This is a genomic window from Streptomyces sp. BHT-5-2, assembly GCF_019774615.1.
Lineage (GTDB): Bacteria > Actinomycetota > Actinomycetes > Streptomycetales > Streptomycetaceae > Streptomyces.
Genome location: NZ_CP081496.1, coordinates 755,357 through 771,862 on the forward strand (window position 1 = coordinate 755,357; position 16,506 = coordinate 771,862).

At 70.0% G+C, this 16,506-nt stretch carries 11 protein-coding genes and 1 tRNA gene; 4 read left to right on the plus strand and 8 right to left on the minus strand.

Annotation, left to right across the window (positions count from 1 at the left end; genetic code table 11):
* Window positions 1-299 precede the first annotated feature (299 nt).
* On the plus strand, window positions 300-3,149 hold the full coding sequence (locus K2224_RS03160; RefSeq protein WP_221909401.1) for a CDP-glycerol glycerophosphotransferase family protein: 2,850 nt from the start codon (window positions 300-302) through the stop codon (window positions 3,147-3,149).
* The gene (locus K2224_RS03165) at window positions 3,149-4,318 is read left to right on the plus strand and encodes a glycosyltransferase family 4 protein (protein ID WP_221905144.1); all 1,170 of its coding nucleotides are present in this window, start codon (window positions 3,149-3,151) and stop codon (window positions 4,316-4,318) included. The genes K2224_RS03160 and K2224_RS03165 overlap by 1 nt, the downstream gene beginning before the upstream one ends.
* A 137-nt stretch (window positions 4,319-4,455) precedes the next feature.
* On the opposite strand, the gene K2224_RS03170 is transcribed toward K2224_RS03165, so the two are convergent.
* Window positions 4,456-4,537: transfer RNA gene (locus K2224_RS03170), tRNA-Leu, on the minus strand.
* 483 nt (window positions 4,538-5,020) lie between these two features.
* Here K2224_RS03170 and K2224_RS03175 point away from each other — a divergent pair.
* Entirely contained in the window at window positions 5,021-5,803 is a 783-nt protein-coding gene (locus K2224_RS03175) for an ABC transporter ATP-binding protein (RefSeq protein ID WP_221905145.1), read from the plus strand.
* 75 nt (window positions 5,804-5,878) lie between these two features.
* Complete coding sequence (locus K2224_RS03180; RefSeq protein WP_221905146.1) at window positions 5,879-8,413, plus strand: ABC transporter permease; 2,535 nt, start codon at window positions 5,879-5,881, stop codon at window positions 8,411-8,413.
* Window positions 8,414-8,496: 83 nt separating this feature from the next.
* Here the strand turns inward: K2224_RS03180 and K2224_RS03185 are convergent, their stop codons facing one another.
* The 7 genes from K2224_RS03185 to K2224_RS03215 form a co-directional block, all read right to left on the minus strand.
* A complete protein-coding gene (locus K2224_RS03185) occupies window positions 8,497-9,828 on the minus strand; it encodes a cyclopropane-fatty-acyl-phospholipid synthase family protein (RefSeq protein WP_221905147.1) in 1,332 nt (443 codons plus the stop codon).
* A 201-nt stretch (window positions 9,829-10,029) separates the two neighbouring features.
* Complete coding sequence (locus tag K2224_RS03190) at window positions 10,030-11,418, minus strand: NAD(P)/FAD-dependent oxidoreductase (RefSeq protein ID WP_221905148.1); 1,389 nt, start codon at window positions 11,416-11,418, stop codon at window positions 10,030-10,032.
* Window positions 11,419-11,934: 516 nt separating this feature from the next.
* Window positions 11,935-12,888, minus strand: coding sequence for a Ppx/GppA phosphatase family protein (locus K2224_RS03195; RefSeq protein WP_221905149.1), 954 nt, complete (start codon window positions 12,886-12,888; stop codon window positions 11,935-11,937).
* Window positions 12,885-13,439, minus strand: a complete 555-nt coding sequence (locus K2224_RS03200; protein WP_221905150.1) for a DUF501 domain-containing protein — start codon at window positions 13,437-13,439, stop codon at window positions 12,885-12,887. The genes K2224_RS03195 and K2224_RS03200 overlap by 4 nt, the downstream gene beginning before the upstream one ends.
* 123 nt (window positions 13,440-13,562) lie before the next feature.
* Entirely contained in the window at window positions 13,563-14,057 is a 495-nt protein-coding gene (locus tag K2224_RS03205; RefSeq protein ID WP_221905151.1) for a septum formation initiator family protein, read from the minus strand.
* A gap of 213 nt (window positions 14,058-14,270) precedes the next feature.
* A complete protein-coding gene (gene eno, locus K2224_RS03210) occupies window positions 14,271-15,593 on the minus strand; it encodes a phosphopyruvate hydratase (protein ID WP_221905152.1) in 1,323 nt (440 codons plus the stop codon).
* A gap of 239 nt (window positions 15,594-15,832) precedes the next feature.
* A complete protein-coding gene (locus K2224_RS03215; RefSeq protein WP_221905153.1) occupies window positions 15,833-16,504 on the minus strand; it encodes a transglycosylase family protein in 672 nt (223 codons plus the stop codon).
* Window positions 16,505-16,506: the final 2 nt, after the last annotated feature.

Genomic DNA, 16,506 nt, shown 5'->3' on the forward strand with positions numbered 1-16,506 from the left:
CGGACAAAATCCGGGTAATCGATCTTTTCCCGCCGCCATCGAACGGCCATTTCCCCACCCCGTCAACTCCGGGACCCCGGGGTCACCGGCATGATCCGAATCCGATAAATGTCTGATCGAGCCGCACCCGCGCAACCGATTGACCGGAGGCGTCGTCATACTGGCTAGCCGGTACCTGCCCTTCAACGGACAGTGCCCCGTCACCAGGTGTAGCGGTCCCGGTGCGGGTGGTCGTAAACCCCCTGTGCAGATGGGGCTATTCTGGCCGGAAACAGCAGCGAAAGAGGGTTGAGGTGCCTGTGCCTGACGTCTCAGTAGTCGTCATTGTCTACAACGACGCCGACCGGTTGCCGACCGCGGTCCAGTCCGTACTGGATCAGACACTGCGGGACGTCGAGGTGGTGATCGTCGACGACTGCAGCACCGACCGTTCTTTCGAGGTCGCACAGGCGCTCGCGGCCACCCACCCGGAGCGGGTCAGAGCCTTCCAGCTGCCGGAGAACAGCGGTGCCGGCGGCGAGCCGCGGAACCTCGGCATTCAGCACACGCGCGGACAGTACGTCATGTTCCTGGACAGCGACGACGTCCTGGAGCACAACGCCTGCCGCAATTTGCTGGAGGCCGCGGAGGAAACCGAGGCGGACATCGTCTCGGGTCTGTGTGTCCGAATCCACAGGGACACCCGGAACCAGAAGCGGGACGAGTGGTACGCCTGGCTCTATTCCACGACCCGCACCCTCGAATCGGTCACGGAATTGCCGGACCTTTTTGTGTGGGACACCCTTTCCACCAACAAGTGCTACCGCCGCGAATTCCTCATCGAGAATGAACTCCGCTTCCCCAAGGGGATGTTCTACGAGGACCTGATGTTCATCGCCGACGCTTATCTCGCGGCGAACCGCATCACCCTGATTCCCAATCAGGTCTACTTCTGGAACGTCTTCGAGAAGGCCGCCGTGAAGTCGGTGACGAACCGGCGGCACGAGATGACGAATTACATCCACCGGCTGGAGGTCCACCGGCGGATCGACGCCGCACTGGCCGAGCGCGGCCTCACCGGGATGAAGCTCGCCAAGGACGTCAAGTTCCTCAAGCACGACCTGGTGCTCCACCTGCGGGACCTGCCGTTCCGCGACGAGGCGTACCGCCAGGAGTTCGCCGCCCTCTCCAAGGAGTACCTCGCCGGCCTCGCGCCCGAGGCGTACGAGCGGGTCCAGCCGATCCAGGCCATCTGCGCCTACCTGCTGCAGAAGGGCGACTGGGACAACCTCATCCCGGCGGTCGACAGCCTCATCAACCGCGCCAAGCTCTCCTCGCCGCTCGCCCAGCACGACGGCCGGATCTACTGGTGCGAGGGCCACTTCGACGACGCGTTCGGCCGCGAGGTGCTGGACGTCACTGATCTCGGCTACCACGAGAAGCCGGTCAACCAGCTGTTCCTGCGCAACCAGCTCACCCGGTTCTCCGAGGAGGGCAGCACCGTCTCGCTGGCCGGCCGGATCACCAACCCGCTCGGCGTGATCCCCGAGGGCGCCACGCTCCGCGCCGAGCTGGAGTTCAGCGCCCGCCGCCGCAGCCTGCAGTCGTTCACCTTCCCGGTGCAGACGGTGCGCCACGAGGGCGACACCGTGGTGTGGGAGACCGCCGCCGACCTCACCGCGCGGCTGCGCCCGCTGGGCATCGTCGACACCATCTGGGACGTCCGGCTGCGCCTGGACGTCGACGGGGTGTCCACCACCTCCCGGCTGACGGTGGCCGACACCGAGCTGGCCGGCGGCCCGCTGCCGATCCGGCCGCGGCTGACCCGGATGGTCGCCGACCACATCGAGCCGCACGTCTCCTCCAAGGGGCACCTGGCGTTCCGGCTGATCAGCGAGAGCCCTGGCGCCGAGCGCGTGCAGGACCTGATCACCAAGGGCATGCACGGCAAGCCGGGCGCGCTGGCCAAGTCCGGCTACCGCAAGGCCAAGGCGCTGCGCAAGACGCTCACCTCCGGGGACACCAAGCTGCGGGCGTACCACGAGGTGTTCAGCCGGCTGCCGATCAAGAAGCGGACGGTGGTCTTCGAGAGCCACCTCGGCAAGCAGTACAGCGACAGCCCGCGCGCCATCTACGAGGAGATGCGCCGGCAGGGCCTGGAGTTCGAGGCGATCTGGTCGTACGCCGGGTCCCCGAAGGACTTCCCCAAGGACGCCACCCTGGTCAAGCGCTGGTCGCTGCAGTACCTCAAGGCGCTGGCGCAGGCGGAGTACTGGGTGGACAACCAGAGCTACCCGCTGAAGCTGACCAAGCGCCCCGAGACCACCTACATCCAGACCTGGCACGGCTCGGCGCTGAAGAACATGGGCTTCGACCAGCCCACGCTCAAGGCGCAGACCCGCCAGCAGCAGGCCGAGCAGCAGGCGTCGCTGGACCGCTTCGACCGCTTCCTGTGCCGCACCGAGCACGACGCGCGGACGCTGGCCAAGGCGTTCCGGCTGAAGGAGAAGACCCTGCTGCGGGTGGGCTACCCGCGCAACGACGCGCTGGTCAAGGCCCGGCTGAGGGAGACCGAGCTGGGCCACCGGGAGCGCGGTGCACTCGCGGCGGAGCTGGGCATCCCCGCGGACAAGAAGGTGCTGTTGTACGCGCCGACGTTCCGCAAGGCGGGCGGCCGGCACGGCCGGTTCGCGCTCCCCTTCGACGTGGAGCGCTTCGCCGACGAGTTCGGCGACCGCTACGTCCTGTTGGTCCGCTCGCACTACCTCAACCACGTGGTGCTGCCGCCGACCGTGCAGGGCCGGGTGATCGACGTCTCGGCACGGCACGACATCACCCCGATCCTGGAGCTGGCCGACGGCCTGGTCACGGACTATTCGTCGGTGATGTTCGACTACGCGCTGCTCGACCGGCCGCTGATGTTCTTCACCTACGACTACGACGAATATGTGCACGAGGGCCGCGGAACGTACTTCGATCTGCTGGAACACGCCCCGGGGCCGGTGGTGCGCACCGAGGAAGATTTCTTCGAGGCCATGCAGTCTTTCGAGTCCCAGCAGCTGGAATACGCCAAGGACCGCAAGGAATTCGTCGCCAAGTTCGGGGAATACGACCAGGGCGACGCCGCACAGAGCATCGTCGACCAGTTCTTTGCGCAGTGGAGCCGTTGATGACCAAGTCGAACGCAGCCGAGCCGCGGGACATCTTCTTCGTCTCCAACAGCGTCAACGAGCTGGGCGGCATCACCAGTTGGTCGCACCAGATGGCGCGCCTGTTCGCCGAGCGCGGCCACCGGGTGCACGTCGTCGGCATCGTGCCGCCCCCCGAGGGCCGGGTCCACGAGCTCGGCCCGGACCTGCCGTACGAGACCACCACGCTCTATGACGTGCACCCGCCGAGCGTCCGCCCGGTGCGCGGCCTGAAGGACCGGCTGAACGTCGTCGAGCAGCGCCGCCGGGCGGCCCGCGAGGCCGGGATGCACGAGCAGGCGGCCAAGATGAGCGCGCTGTTCCGGGCGGCTCGTCCGGGTGGCGTGGTGATCGTCACGCAGGTGTGGGCGATGGAGTGGGTGGCGCTGGCCGACACCGCCGGGCTGGCGGTCATCGGAATGAGCCACGAGTCGTTCGAGACCTGCCGCAAGTCGTCCCGGTTCGCCCGCGTCAAGCGGTTTTACCAGGACGTCGACCGGATGCTGCCGCTCACCCGCGAGGACGCGGACAAGTGGATCCGGCAGCGGATGGACAACGTCGGCTTCATGCCGAACCCGCTGCCGTTCTTCCCCGACGTCCCCTCGGACCGCTCCCGCAAGGTCGTGGCGAGCATTGGCCGACTGCACGAGGAGAAGGGCGTCGACCTGCTCCTGGAGGCGTGGGCGAGGGTCGCGCCGCAGCACCCGGACTGGACGCTGCGGATCTACGGCTCCGGTGAGGAGGCCGAGGCGCTGCGCAAGCAGGCGGCCGAGCTGGGGGTGACGAATTCGGTCGAGTGGATGGGCCGGACCAGCGATGTCGCCGGGGCGCTGCGGGAGAGCGCGGTCTTCGCGCTGAGTTCGCGCGGCGAGGGCTTCCCGCTCGCGCCCATGGAGGCGATGGCCACCGCGGTGCCGTGTGTGGCCTTCGACGTGGCCCCGGGCGTCCGCGAGATCATCACGGACGGCACCGACGGCTTCCTGGCCCCGCCCGGCAACGTCACCGAATTCGCCCGCCACCTCGGCACGCTGATGTCGGACGAGGAACTGCGGAACCGGATGGGCGAGACGGCCCGGGAGAACATCCAGCGGTTCTCCACCGACGAGATTGTCGGCCGCTGGGAGGCGCTGTTCGCGCTCGTGGAGCGCTGAGCCGGCACCGCGCAATACCGAGGAGGGGGCCGCCGGGTTTTCCCGGCGGCCCCTCCTCGTCGGGCTCGACAAGCGCCTCGACAAGCATGTTGAATATTCAGGTATTTACGGGTCTTTGTCCCGCTGCCCGCGGGAAGTGCCCGGAGCCGGACTTGAACCGGCACGGCCCGTAGGCCAGCGAGGTTTAAGCTCGCCGTGTCTGCATTCCACCATCCGGGCTTGGGGTCCCCCATGCCGCCTCCTAGAAGGCAGCACGAGCGTAGCCCGCAGGGCACGTAGCAGATCGGCCGCTCATCCCGAGGTTGTCTTATTTTATTGGCAACTGAGGGTGCATCAGTGGTCGCCAGGGCCCCCGGCACATGCCTGGAGCCCATGTTCGCCGGTGGTCGCGCGGACGGAATTCGACCCCGAATTGACGAAAACTCGACGCCCCCGCGACCGCCCCGCCGCGCCCTTCCCGGCGCCTCCGCCGGCGCCCACCGGGCACTTCCGGCGGCCGCACCGGTCTCAGGGACGGCGTCATACCCAGGGATGAGGGAGGGGGGAGAGCTAATCCCTGGGGGTGGTCCGAGGACGGTCACACGGGTTGACGTCCGGAACGGTGCGCTGGCCGACGATGGAAACCGATGTTCCACCGCCCGCCGCGGCCGCCGAGCCGGCGGCGAAGGCGGCCCGTTCCTCGTCCGACAGGAGACCCTTCCCGTGACCACCACCCACTCCGGCGTCACCGTCGCCGGCCGCAGCACCGCGGTGGCCGCCCGGGCCACGGACCTCACCAAGGTCTACGGGACCGGCGAGACCCAGGTGGTCGCCCTGGACGCGGTCTCCGTCGACTTCCACCAGGCCCACTTCACCGCGATCATGGGCCCCTCCGGGTCCGGCAAGTCCACCCTCATGCACTGCATGGCCGGCCTGGACGCCATCTCCGGCGGGTCCGCGCGGATCGGCGACGTCGAGCTGACCGGGCTGAAGGAGAAGAAGCTCACCCAGCTCCGGCGCGACAAGATCGGCTTCGTCTTCCAGGCGTTCAACCTCCTCCCGACGCTCACAGCGCTGGAGAACATCACCCTGCCCATGGACATCGCCGGCCGGAAACCGGACCGCGGCTGGCTGGAGCAGGTGGTGGAGACCGTCGGCCTGTCCGGCCGGCTCAAGCACCGCCCGAGCCAGCTCTCCGGCGGTCAGCAGCAGCGCGTCGCGGTGGCCCGCGCCCTGGCCTCCCGCCCCGAGATCATCTTCGCCGACGAGCCCACCGGCAACCTCGACTCCCGCTCCGGCGCCGAGGTCCTGGGCTTCCTGCGCAACTCCGTGCGCGAGCTGGGCCAGACGGTGGTGATGGTGACCCACGACCCGGTCGCGGCGTCGTACGCGGACCGCGTCATATTCCTCGCCGACGGCCGGGTCGTCGACGACATGCCCGACCCCACCGCCGACATGGTGCTGGAGCGCATGAAGGGCTTCGACGCCAAGGGCCGCATCAGCTGACCATCAGCAGCCACCTCCCCTTCCGGACACCCGGACACCCCGGCCCCGGACCACTCCTCCAGGACTGACCCACCCATGTTCCGTACCGCCTTGCGCAATGTGCTCGCGCACAAGGCCCGGCTGCTGATGACCGTGCTCGCCGTGATGCTCGGCGTGGCCTTCGTCTCCGGCACCCTGGTCTTCACCTCGACCCTCTCCGACGCCACCCAGGCAGCCTCCCGCAAGGGCTTCGACAATGTCGACGTGGCCATCCAGCGCGGTGGCTCCGACCGCACCGACGGCGCCCCCAGAGCGCGCTCCGCGCTCGACCGGGAACTGCTGGAGAAGGCCGCCCACCTGCCCGGCGCCGCCTCCGCCACCGGCACCGTCTCCGGCTTCACCGCCATCGCCGACAAGAGCGGCAAGCTGATCGGCGACGGCTTCTCCACCAGCGGCAGCAACTACTTCCCCGGCAAGGACGGCAGCGACGCGCGCTATCCGATGCGGGACGGCGCCGCCCCCAAGGGCCCGGACCAGTTCGCGCTGGACGCCCGCACCGCCGACCGGGCCGGCTACAAGGTCGGTGACACCGTCCGGATATCCGTCGACGGCCCGGTCCGGGAGCAGAAACTGACCGGCACCTTCACCACCGATGACGGTGCGGTCGGCGCCGGCGGCAGCCTGGCCCTGTTCGACACCGCCACCGCCCAGAAACTGTTCGCGGCGCCCGGCGAGTTCAGCGAGATCGACATCAAGGCCGCGCCGGGCACGTCCCAGACGGCCCTGAAGGGCGCGGTCGAGAAGATCCTGCCCAAGGAAGGCGCCACGGCCACGACCGGCACCGAACTCGCCGACGAGCAGGCCAAGTTCATCGCCCAGAGCATGGACGGCATGAAGACCGGCCTGCTGGCCTTCGCCGGTATCGCCCTCTTCGTCGGCGTGTTCATCATCGCCAACACCTTCACCATGCTGGTCGCCCAGCGCACCAAGGAGCTGGCGCTGCTGCGCGCGGTCGGCGCCAGCCGCCGCCAGGTCACCCGCTCGGTACTGACCGAGGCGTTCGTGGTCGGCACGGTGGCGGCGGTGACGGGCCTGCTGGGCGGCATAGGCATCGGCGCCGGACTGCGTGCCCTGATGGGCGTCACCGGGGCCAAGATGCCCGACGGCCCGCTGGTGGTCTCGCCGGCCACGATCCTGATATCGCTGCTGGTCGGCATCGTCGTCACGGTCCTGGCCGCCTGGCTGCCCGGCCGCCGGGCCGCGAAGATCCCGCCGGTCGCCGCGATGAACAGCGTGCACGCCACCGCCACCACCAAGTCGCTGGTGGTCCGCAACACCATAGGCGCGCTCCTCGCGGGCTCCGGTACGGCCGCGGTGCTGGTCGCGACCGGAATGCCCGACGGCAAAGCCCTCATGTTCACCGGCGGGGCGCTGCTGATGATCGGTGTGTTCGTGCTGGCGCCGCTGCTGTCCCGTCCGCTGATCGCGGTGGCCGCCCCGGTGCTGCGGCTCTTCGGGATCTCGGGCGCCCTCGCCCGGCAGAACGCGGTCCGCAATCCGCGCCGTACGGCCGCCACGGCCTCCGCGCTGATGATCGGGCTGACCCTGATCACCGGCATGACCGTGACCGCGGGCAGCGTTCAGAAGGGCATCGACAAGATGGCCACCGACGCGCTGAAGGCCGACTACGTGGTCTCGATGGCGAGCCGTACGCCGCTCTCCCCCGACGTCGCGAAGAAACTGGCGTCCGTGGACGAGGTCACCGCCTCCAGCCCGCTGCGCAACTCCCCCTCCCGCATCGGCACCGACACCCAGTACCTCACCGGCGTCAACGGCAAGGACTTCGGCAAGCTCACCCGGCTCGACTTCACCGAGGGCTCCCTCGGCACCCTCGCCGGCGACCGGGCCGTCGTGGACGACACCCTCGCCAAGGAGCAGGGCTGGCATCCCGGCTCCCGCCTGCCGGTGACCTTCGAGGACGGCAAGAAGGGCACGCTGACCATCGACGGGGTCTATCAGGGCAACCAGGTGATCCGGGGCATCATCCTGGACAACGGCACGCTCGCCCCGCACCAGAAGCACGCCACCGATATGCAGGTGCTGGTCAAGACGGCGCACGGCGCGACCGCCGAGGCCAAGGACTCCCTGGTCAAGGCCCTCGGCAAGAACCCGGCGATCACCGTCGCGGACAAGAAGGACGTCTCCGACGGCATCGCCAAGATGTTCACGCTGATGCTGAACATGCTCTACGGCCTGCTGGCCATGGCGGTCATCGTGGCGGTGCTCGGCGTCATCAACACCCTGGCGATGTCGGTCTTCGAGCGCTCCCAGGAGATCGGCATGCTGCGCGCCATCGGCCTGGACCGGCGCGGCATCAAGCGGATGGTGCGGCTGGAGTCGCTGGTGATCTCGCTCTTCGGCGGGGTGCTCGGCGTCGGCCTGGGTGTGTTCTTCGGCTGGGCGGCCGGTGAGGTGATCAGCGGTTCGCTGCCGACCTACGAGCTGGTGATGCCGTGGGGCCGGATGGCCGTCTTCCTCGCGATGGCCGCGCTGGTGGGCGTCCTGGCGGCACTGTGGCCGGCCCGCCGGGCGGCGAAGCTCAACATGCTCCAGGCCATCAAGGCGGAGTAGCCCGGCACCCGGACGGCCCGAGGGCCCCGTTCCCCCGCATCAGGGCGGGGGAACGGGGCCCTCGGCGATGGGCGCCCGGCGGCTCAGCCCCGCCAGTCGCGGGCCCGCAGCGGCAGGCCGGAGGCGCCGGAGGCCGGCGTGCGGACCGCCAGCACCTGGTTGACCCCTATGCGGTTGCGCTCGAACGACAGCGCCGAGGCGGCCATGTAGAGCCGCCAGACCCGGGCCCGGCCCGGGGACGTGAGCCGCACCGCCGCGGCCCAGTGGGCCTCCAGATTGGCCACCCACTGACGCAGCGTCAGCGCGTAGTGCTCCCGGATCGCCTCCACGTCCCGCACCTCGAAGCCGGCCTCCTCCAGCTGGCCGACCGTCCGCCCCACCGGCGCCAGCTCGCCGTCGGGGAAGACGTAGCGGTCGATGAACTCGTCGACGCGGTAGCTCTCCTCGTCGGCCAGTGGCCGCCGGGCGATCTGGTGGTTCAGCAGCCGCCCGCCGGGCTTCAGCAGATCGTGCAGCAGTCCCGCGTACTCCGCGTACCGGGCCCGGCCGACGTGCTCGGCCATCCCGATCGAGGAGATCGCGTCGAACGGCCCGTCGTCGATCTCGCGGTAGTCCTGCACCCGGATCTCGATCCGGTCGGTGAGCCCGGCCTCGGCGATCCGCTTGCGGGCGTAGCCGGCCTGCTCCTCGGAGAGGGTGATGCCGACCGCCCGGACGCCGTACTCGCGGGCCGCGTGCAGCACCATCGAACCCCAGCCGCAGCCCACGTCCAGCAGCCGCTGCCCCTCCCCCAGGCCGAGCTTGCGGCAGATCAGGTCGAGCTTGGCGCGCTGGGCGTCCTCCAGGGTGGCGACGCCGCCGGGCGCCTCCCCGTCGGGCCGCCAGTAGGCGCAGGAGTAGACCATGGACGGGCCGAGCACCAGCTCGTAGAAGTCGTTGCCGACGTCGTAGTGATGGCTGATCGCCTGCCGGTCGCGGAGCAGGGAGTGCAGGGCCCCGCGGCGCGGGCGGGCCTCCTCGGCGGGCGGCGCGGGCGGGACGGGAAGGCCGGCCAGGGACAGCAGTTCCCTGGCGGCGGACCGGATCTCGGGTCGGGCCAGGGCACGCAGCGCGGCGATCCGCGGCGCCTTCGGGGCATCGGCGCCGCCCCGCTCCCAGATCAGTCCGGCGAGCAGGTCCAGCGCCGTGTAGAGGTCGCCTTCGACGTCGATGTCGCCGGCCACCCAGGCCCGGGCCAGCCCCAACTCACCTGGTTTGAACAGGAGTCGGCGCAGCGCACGGCGGTTTCGGATGACGAGCACAGGGGCCCCCGGGGGGCCGGACTCACTGTGGTCCCAGGCGCGGATCCGCACCGGGAGCGGGGCCCCCAGCACCTCCTCGGCGAGCTCGGTGAGCCGTCCAGCGGCACCGGCCATGTCGCACACCTCCGTCGTGACGAGTCGGGCAAAGAAGTTTCACCCACCACCTAAACGTCAAGTGGGCGCCCACATAGTCCCGTTCGCCAGCAAGAGAACAACATGCAGTCCGGTTTCGGCCACACCCCGGGCACGCCGAAGGGCGCCCGCCCCACGGATGGCGGACGCCCTTCGGGCTGGTCGGAGTACCCGACCGGTGACTCAGGAAGCCTTGGCCTTCGGCTTGTTCCCGTCGGCCGCGGCGGCCGGGGCGGGCGCGGGCTTGGCGGCCTCGTAGAACTCCTCGCGGGGGTTCTCCATGGCGCCGAGCGAGACCACCTCGCGCTTGAGGAAGGTGGCCAGCGTCCAGTCGGCGAAGACCCGGATCTTGCGGTTGTACGTCGGCATCGCCATGCCGTGGTACGCGCGGTGCATGTACCAGGCGAGACGACCCTTGAGCTTGATCTTCATCTTGCCCATGACGATCATCGCGACGCCCTTGTGCAGGCCGAGACCGGCGACCGCACCCTTGTTGGCGTGGCTGTACTCCTTCTGCGGGAAGCCCCGCATGCCGGAGACCACGTTGTCGCCGAGGACCTTGGCCTGCCGCAGCGCGTGCTGCGCGTTCGGCGGGCACCAGGCGTTCTCGTTGCCGTTCCGGCGGCCGACCATGTCCGGGACCTGGGCGTTGTCGCCCGCGGCCCAGATGTAGTCGGTGCCCTGCACCTGGAGGGTGGCGGCGGTGTCGATGTGACCGCGCGGGCCCAGCGGCAGGCCGAAGCGGGACAGCGCCGGGTTCGGCTTGACGCCGGCGGTCCACACGATGGTGTTGGAGAGCACCTCGAGGCCGTTGTCGAGGACGACCTGGCCGTCGACGCAGGACTTCATGCCGGTCTTGAGGTAGACCTCGACGCCGCGGGACTCCAGGTGCTCCTTGCCGTAGGCGCCGAGCTTGGGACCGACCTCGGGGAGGATCTTGTCCGCGACGTCGACCAGCAGGAAGCGCATGTCCTCGCGCTTGACGTTCTTGTAGTACTTCGCGGCGTCGCGGGCCATGTCCTCGACCTCGCCGACGGTCTCCGCACCGGCGAAGCCACCGCCGATGAAGACGAAGGTCAGCGCCTTGCGGCGGACCTCCTCGTCGGTCGTGGAGTCGGCCTTGTCCAGCTGCTCCAGAACGTGGTTGCGCAGGCCGATGGCCTCCTCGACGCCCTTCATGCCGATGCCGTTCTCGGCCAGGCCGGGGATCGGGAAGGTACGGGAGACCGCGCCCATGGCGACGACCAGGTAGTCGAAGGGCAGCTCGTACGCATCGCCCACCAGCGGGGCGATCGTGGCGACCTTGCGGTCCTGGTCGATGGTGGTCACCCGGCCGGTGAGGACCTCCGCCTTGGGCAGCACGCGCCGCAGCGGGACCACAACGTGGCGAGGGGAGATGCTGCCGGCCGCAGCTTCAGGGAGGAAGGGCTGGTACGTCATGTACGAGCGCGGGTCGACGACCGTGACGGTCGCCTCGCCGTACCGCATCTTCTTCAGGATGCGACGCGCCGCGTACAAACCTACGTACCCACCGCCTACAACGAGGATCCTGGGACGCTCCGTGGTGCTCATGCAATCGAGTATCCACCCCCACATGGGGGGTCGCTCGTGAGCCCCTTCACAAGAATGACGAGGGCATCTGCTACACTCCGCCGGCTTCGTGACCGACGCCATAGCGCGTTCCGGGAACCACGGTATAACGCGACACGTTGGACACCCCTGTTGATCAGGGCTTGTCCGCTCGTGAGCGGCTCTGTCACACCCCTCGCGGACACTCTCGTCACGCGGTGGAGACCCACCGTAGACCCGGCAGTCCTCGGGCAGATGAGTCCTAGGACCTTCGAATGAGGGTCGGATGGCCCCCGAGTTCGCCCGGGAGGCGGGTTTTTCATGTGAAGGATTTCACGAACCTTTTTTCCGGCGGCCCTTCCGGAACCCCTCCAGCGCCCCCGAAGCCCGCTCGGACGGCGCCGCGTCCGCTCAAAACGCCCGTTCTGAGCGGAGGTTGCGGCACCGTCCCGAGCGGTGCGCGGGCCCTGCCGTCAGGCGAGGCTCCAGGCGATTCCGTCCAGCATCGCCCGCAAAGTGTCACTCGTCATCGAGTGCCGCGTGCCAAGCAATGCCGTCCAGAATGTCGTGTTCGCTGACCACGACCTCGTCGGCGTCGATCCGCTCCATGATCTCCAGCAGGACCAGGGCACCGGCGGCGATGACGTCGACCCGGCCGGGGTGGAGGACCGGGATCGCGGCCCGCTCGGCGTGGGTGGAGGCCAGCAGCCGCTCGGTGATCTCGCGGACCGCGGCCCGGGAGATCCGCGAGTGGTGAATGGCGGCGGAGTCGTAGTGGTCCAGGCCCTGGGAGATGGCGGCGACGGTGGTCACCGAGCCGGCCAGGCCGACGAGGGTGGCGGCCTCGGTCAGCGGGACGGTCTCCTCGGCGCGATCCAGGGCCGCGGCGATGTCGGCCCTGATCGCGGCGACCTGGGTCACGGTGGGCGGGTCGGTGATCTGCCCGTCGTGCAGGAGGTGGCGCTCGGTCATCCGGACGCAGCCGACGTCGACCGAGCGGGCCGCCCGGACCGTCTCACCGCCGAGCACGAACTCCGTGGAGCCGCCTCCGATGTCCACGACGAGGTAGGGGAGTTCGATGTGCGGGTGGCCGGTCAGCTCCTTGGTGGCGCCGTTGAAGGAGAACTCCGCCTCCTGGTCGCCGGTGATCACCTCGGGCTCGACGCCCAGGATGTCCACCACACCGCGGACGAAGTCGTCGCGGTTCTCCGCGTCCCGGGAGGCCGAGGTCGCCACGAAGCGGACGTGCTCCGCGCCCAGCCCCTTGATCACCGCGGCGTACTCCCGGCAGGCGGCGAAGGTGCGCTCCAGCGCCTCGGGCGCCAGCCGCCCGGTGCGGTCCACGCCCTGGCCCAGCCGGACGATCTGCATCCGGCGGTCGAGCTCCTTCAGCTCGCCGGTGGCCGGATCGACGTCCGCGACCAGCAGGCGGATGGAGTTCGTACCGCAGTCGACGGCGGCGACACGCTTCACTCGGACTCTCCTTCGTCGGTCCGGCCGCCGTCCTCGGCGCACGGGGTCACGCACGGGCCCTTGCGCCACCACTCCGGCAGCATCGCGAGCGCCTCGTCGCCGAGCGGGTTGACGCCCGGACCGGCGGCCAGCGAGTGGCCGACGAGGACGTGCAGGCACTTGACCCGGTCGGGCATCCCGCCGGCGCTCGGGAAGCCCTGCAGCACCTCGACGGCGTCCCGCCGGCGGATGTAGTCCTCGTGGGCCGCGCGGTAGGCGGCGGCCAGCTCGGGGTCGTTCGCCAGCCGCTCGGTCATCTCCTTCATCACGCCGTTGGCCTCCAGCGTGCCGATCGCGGAGGCGGCGCGCGGGCAGGTCAGGTAGTAGAGCGTGGGGAAGGGGGTGCCGTCCTCCAGGCGCGGCGCGGTCTCGACGACGTCCGGCTGCCCGCAGGGGCAGCGGTGCGCGATGGTGCGCAGGCCGCGCGGCGGGCGGCCGAGCTGCTCCTTGAAGGCGGCGATGTCCGCGGCGGTGGGCTCGGTGGGCTCGGTCTGGGGCGGAGGCGTGTCCATGTGCGCTTTCGTGAAGGCCGGTGACGGGGGACGAACGGGGCCGGGTGGCCGGCGGGCCGGTGGCGTCCCGTACCGCCGGGGCGGCCCCGCCCGTACAGTCTCGCCGCTGCCGGCCGGTGCGGGCTACCGCCCGCCGGCGGCGGCCGGGGTGGTGTGGACGGCGTCGGCCCGGTCCGTGCGGTCGACATCGTCCCAGAGCTTGTCGTACCAGGGGCGCTGGGTGGTGTCCGCCCCCTTGGGCGCGGCGCGGACGCCGGAGCCGTCCTGGACGATGTACCCGGTCTCGCCCGGCATGACGTAGTGGAGATGGCGGCGGGCCTGCTGCCGGACGTAGGCCGGATCCTGCCAGCGGGCCTTCTCGTCGCGCAGCCGGTCGAGCGCGGCGGCCGCTTCCTGGGCCTTGCGGCGCTGGTCGGCGATGTCCGAGCGCTGGGTGATGTACTGCCTTATCGGGTAGGCCAGGGCGACCACCAGCGAGCACATCACCAGCGCCAGCAGGGCGGCGCGGCCGGTGAGGCGGTTGCGGCGGGGCCGCCGCCGGGCGCGGTTGACGCGGGCGGCGGCCTGTTCGCCGAGCGCCTTGAGCCGGGTCGCGGTGGAGGACCGGTCCGCGGGCACGTCGTCTCGCCTCCCCTTCAGCTTCCGTCCTGACGTCGTCACGGCGGGCGTCATGACGTACGTCCCCGGCAACGGTACGGGACCGGCGCCGGGGACGCGGCACTTAGGGGCCTGTGGCGTCGGCCCCCGCGGTGCTTACTGGTTCGCGGAGCAGCTGTGCTCGTTGCTCCGCGGAGCGGCTGTGTCTGTTGCTCCGCGGAGCGACTGTGCTCGTTATTCCGCGGAGCGGAAGCGCGGGAAGGCGCTGCGGCCGGCGTACACCGCGGCGTCGTCGAGGATCTCCTCGATGCGCAGCAGCTGGTTGTACTTGGCGACGCGCTCGGAGCGGGCCGGGGCACCGGTCTTGATCTGGCCGCAGTTGGTGGCGACGGCCAGGTCGGCGATGGTGACGTCCTCGGTCTCGCCGGAGCGGTGCGACATCATGCACTTGAAGCCGTTGCGCTGGGCCAGCTCGACGGCGTCCAGGGTCTCGGTCAGCGAACCGATCTGGTTGACCTTCACCAGGAGGGCGTTGGCCGAGCCCTCCTCGATGCCGCGGGCCAGGCGCTCGGGGTTGGTGACGAAGAGGTCGTCGCCGACCAGCTGCACCTTGGTGCCGAGCTTGTCGGTGATGACCTTCCAGCCGGCCCAGTCGTCCTCGAACAGCGGGTCCTCGATGGAGACGAGCGGGTACGCGGAGACCAGCTCCTCGTAGTACTCGGTCATCTCGGCGGCCGAGCGCTCCTTGCCCTCGAACTGGTACTTGCCGTCCTTGTAGAACTCGGAGGCGGCGACGTCCAGGGCCAGCGCGATGTCCTGGCCGGGAGCGTAGCCGGCCTCCTTGATGGCCTCCAGGATGAGGTCGAGGGCCTCGCGGTTGGAGCCGAGGTTCGGGGCGAAGCCGCCCTCGTCGCCCAGGCCGGTGGCCAGCCCCTTGTTCTTCAGGACCTTCTTGAGGGTGTGGTAGACCTCGGCGCCCCAGCGCAGCGCCTCGGAGAAGGACTCCGCGCCGATCGGGGCGATCATGAACTCCTGGATGTCCACGTTGGAGTCGGCGTGCGAGCCGCCGTTCAGGATGTTCATCATCGGGACCGGCAGGACGTGCGCGTTCGGGCCACCGAGGTAGCGGAACAGCGGCAGGTCGCTGGCCTCGGAGGCGGCGTGCGCGACGGCGAGGGAGACGCCGAGGATGGCGTTGGCGCCCAGCGAGCCCTTGTTGTCGGTGGCGTCCAGGTCGAACATCGCCTGGTCGATCAGCCGCTGCTCGGTCGCGTCGTAGCCGACCAGCTCCGGGCCGATCTGCTCGATGACGGCGAGGACGGCCTTCTCCACGCCCTTGCCGAGGTAGCGGTTGGGGTCGCCGTCCCGCAGCTCGACGGCCTCGAAGGCGCCGGTGGAGGCACCCGACGGCACGGCGGCACGGCCGGTGCTGCCGTCGTCGAGGCCGACCTCGACCTCGACCGTGGGATTACCTCGCGAGTCGAGAATTTCGCGGGCTACGACGACGTCGATGGACGGCACGTTGTCTCCTTCATGGGTGTCTGGAGTTCTCGGCATGAGCCTAACGGCCCTGGCGTGATCCGCTCGCCCGTGGCCCGCTCCGTGGGACGAAAAACCCCAACAAGCGCGTCGAAAGCCCAGTTCACGGGAGGTTTCCGCGCAATGTTCGCTATGCGGGGAACGCTGCGCCGGGCCGCCGGCCGGGCCCGGGAACGGAGAAGCCCCGCCGTGGCGCGCTCGGGGGTACGCGCCGCGGCGGGGCAGCTCTCGCGGGTCTCTCAGGTGGCCGGTACGGCTCAGACGCTGAGCTTCTGACCCGGGAAGATCAGGTTGGGGTTGCCGCCGACGACGGACTTGTTGGCGGCGTAGAGCGCCTTCCAGTTGGTGCCGTGCGCCTTGGCGATCTTGGCGAGGGTGTCGCCGGCCTTGACGGTGTAGGTGTCGCCGGAGCGGTGCTGCGGGGCCGGCTGGGCCTTCTCGACCTTCTCGCGGGCCGGGGCGGACTTCTTGGTGGTGCCCTGGCTCTTCTTGGTGGTCTCGGTGCCCTGGCTCTTCTTGGCGGTGGAGCCGGAGGTGTCGAGGTCGGGGGACGGGCCGCCCGCGGTGAGGCCGCCGGCGGGGGCGCAGGTCCAGGCGCCCGGGCCCTGCATGGCGAGCAGCTTCTCGGCGACGGCGATCTGCTGGGACTTGGTGGCCAGGTCGGCGCGGGCCGCGTACTTGGTACCGCCGGCGGCGGCCCAGCTGGAGTTCGAGAACTGCAGGCCACCGTAGTAGCCGTTGCCGGTGTTGATCGACCAGTTGCCGCCGGACTCGCACTGGGCGACCTTGTCCCAGGTGGCGACCGAGGCGGCGGAGGCGGAGGTGGCGCCCATCAGCGGGACGGCCACGGCGGCGCCGGCGACACCGGCCAGGGTGGCGACGCGGACGGCCTTGGAGCTGCGGCGGTGCTTGCCCTTGTTGATCAGCATCG

Excerpts from the sequence above, each read along its gene's own strand:
- K2224_RS03185 (WP_221905147.1), bottom strand. The coding sequence starts at position 9,828 with ATGGCCGGTGCCGCTGGACGGCTCACCGAGCTCGCCGAGGAGGTGCTG.
- K2224_RS03200 (WP_221905150.1), bottom strand. The coding sequence starts at position 13,439 with ATGGACACGCCTCCGCCCCAGACCGAGCCCACCGAGCCCACCGCCGCG.
- K2224_RS03180 (WP_221905146.1), top strand. The coding sequence starts at position 5,879 with ATGTTCCGTACCGCCTTGCGCAATGTGCTCGCGCACAAGGCCCGGCTG.
- eno (WP_221905152.1), bottom strand. The coding sequence starts at position 15,593 with ATGCCGAGAACTCCAGACACCCATGAAGGAGACAACGTGCCGTCCATC.
- K2224_RS03165 (WP_221905144.1), top strand. The coding sequence starts at position 3,149 with ATGACCAAGTCGAACGCAGCCGAGCCGCGGGACATCTTCTTCGTCTCC.
- K2224_RS03190 (WP_221905148.1), bottom strand. The coding sequence starts at position 11,418 with ATGAGCACCACGGAGCGTCCCAGGATCCTCGTTGTAGGCGGTGGGTAC.
- K2224_RS03215 (WP_221905153.1), bottom strand. The coding sequence starts at position 16,504 with ATGCTGATCAACAAGGGCAAGCACCGCCGCAGCTCCAAGGCCGTCCGC.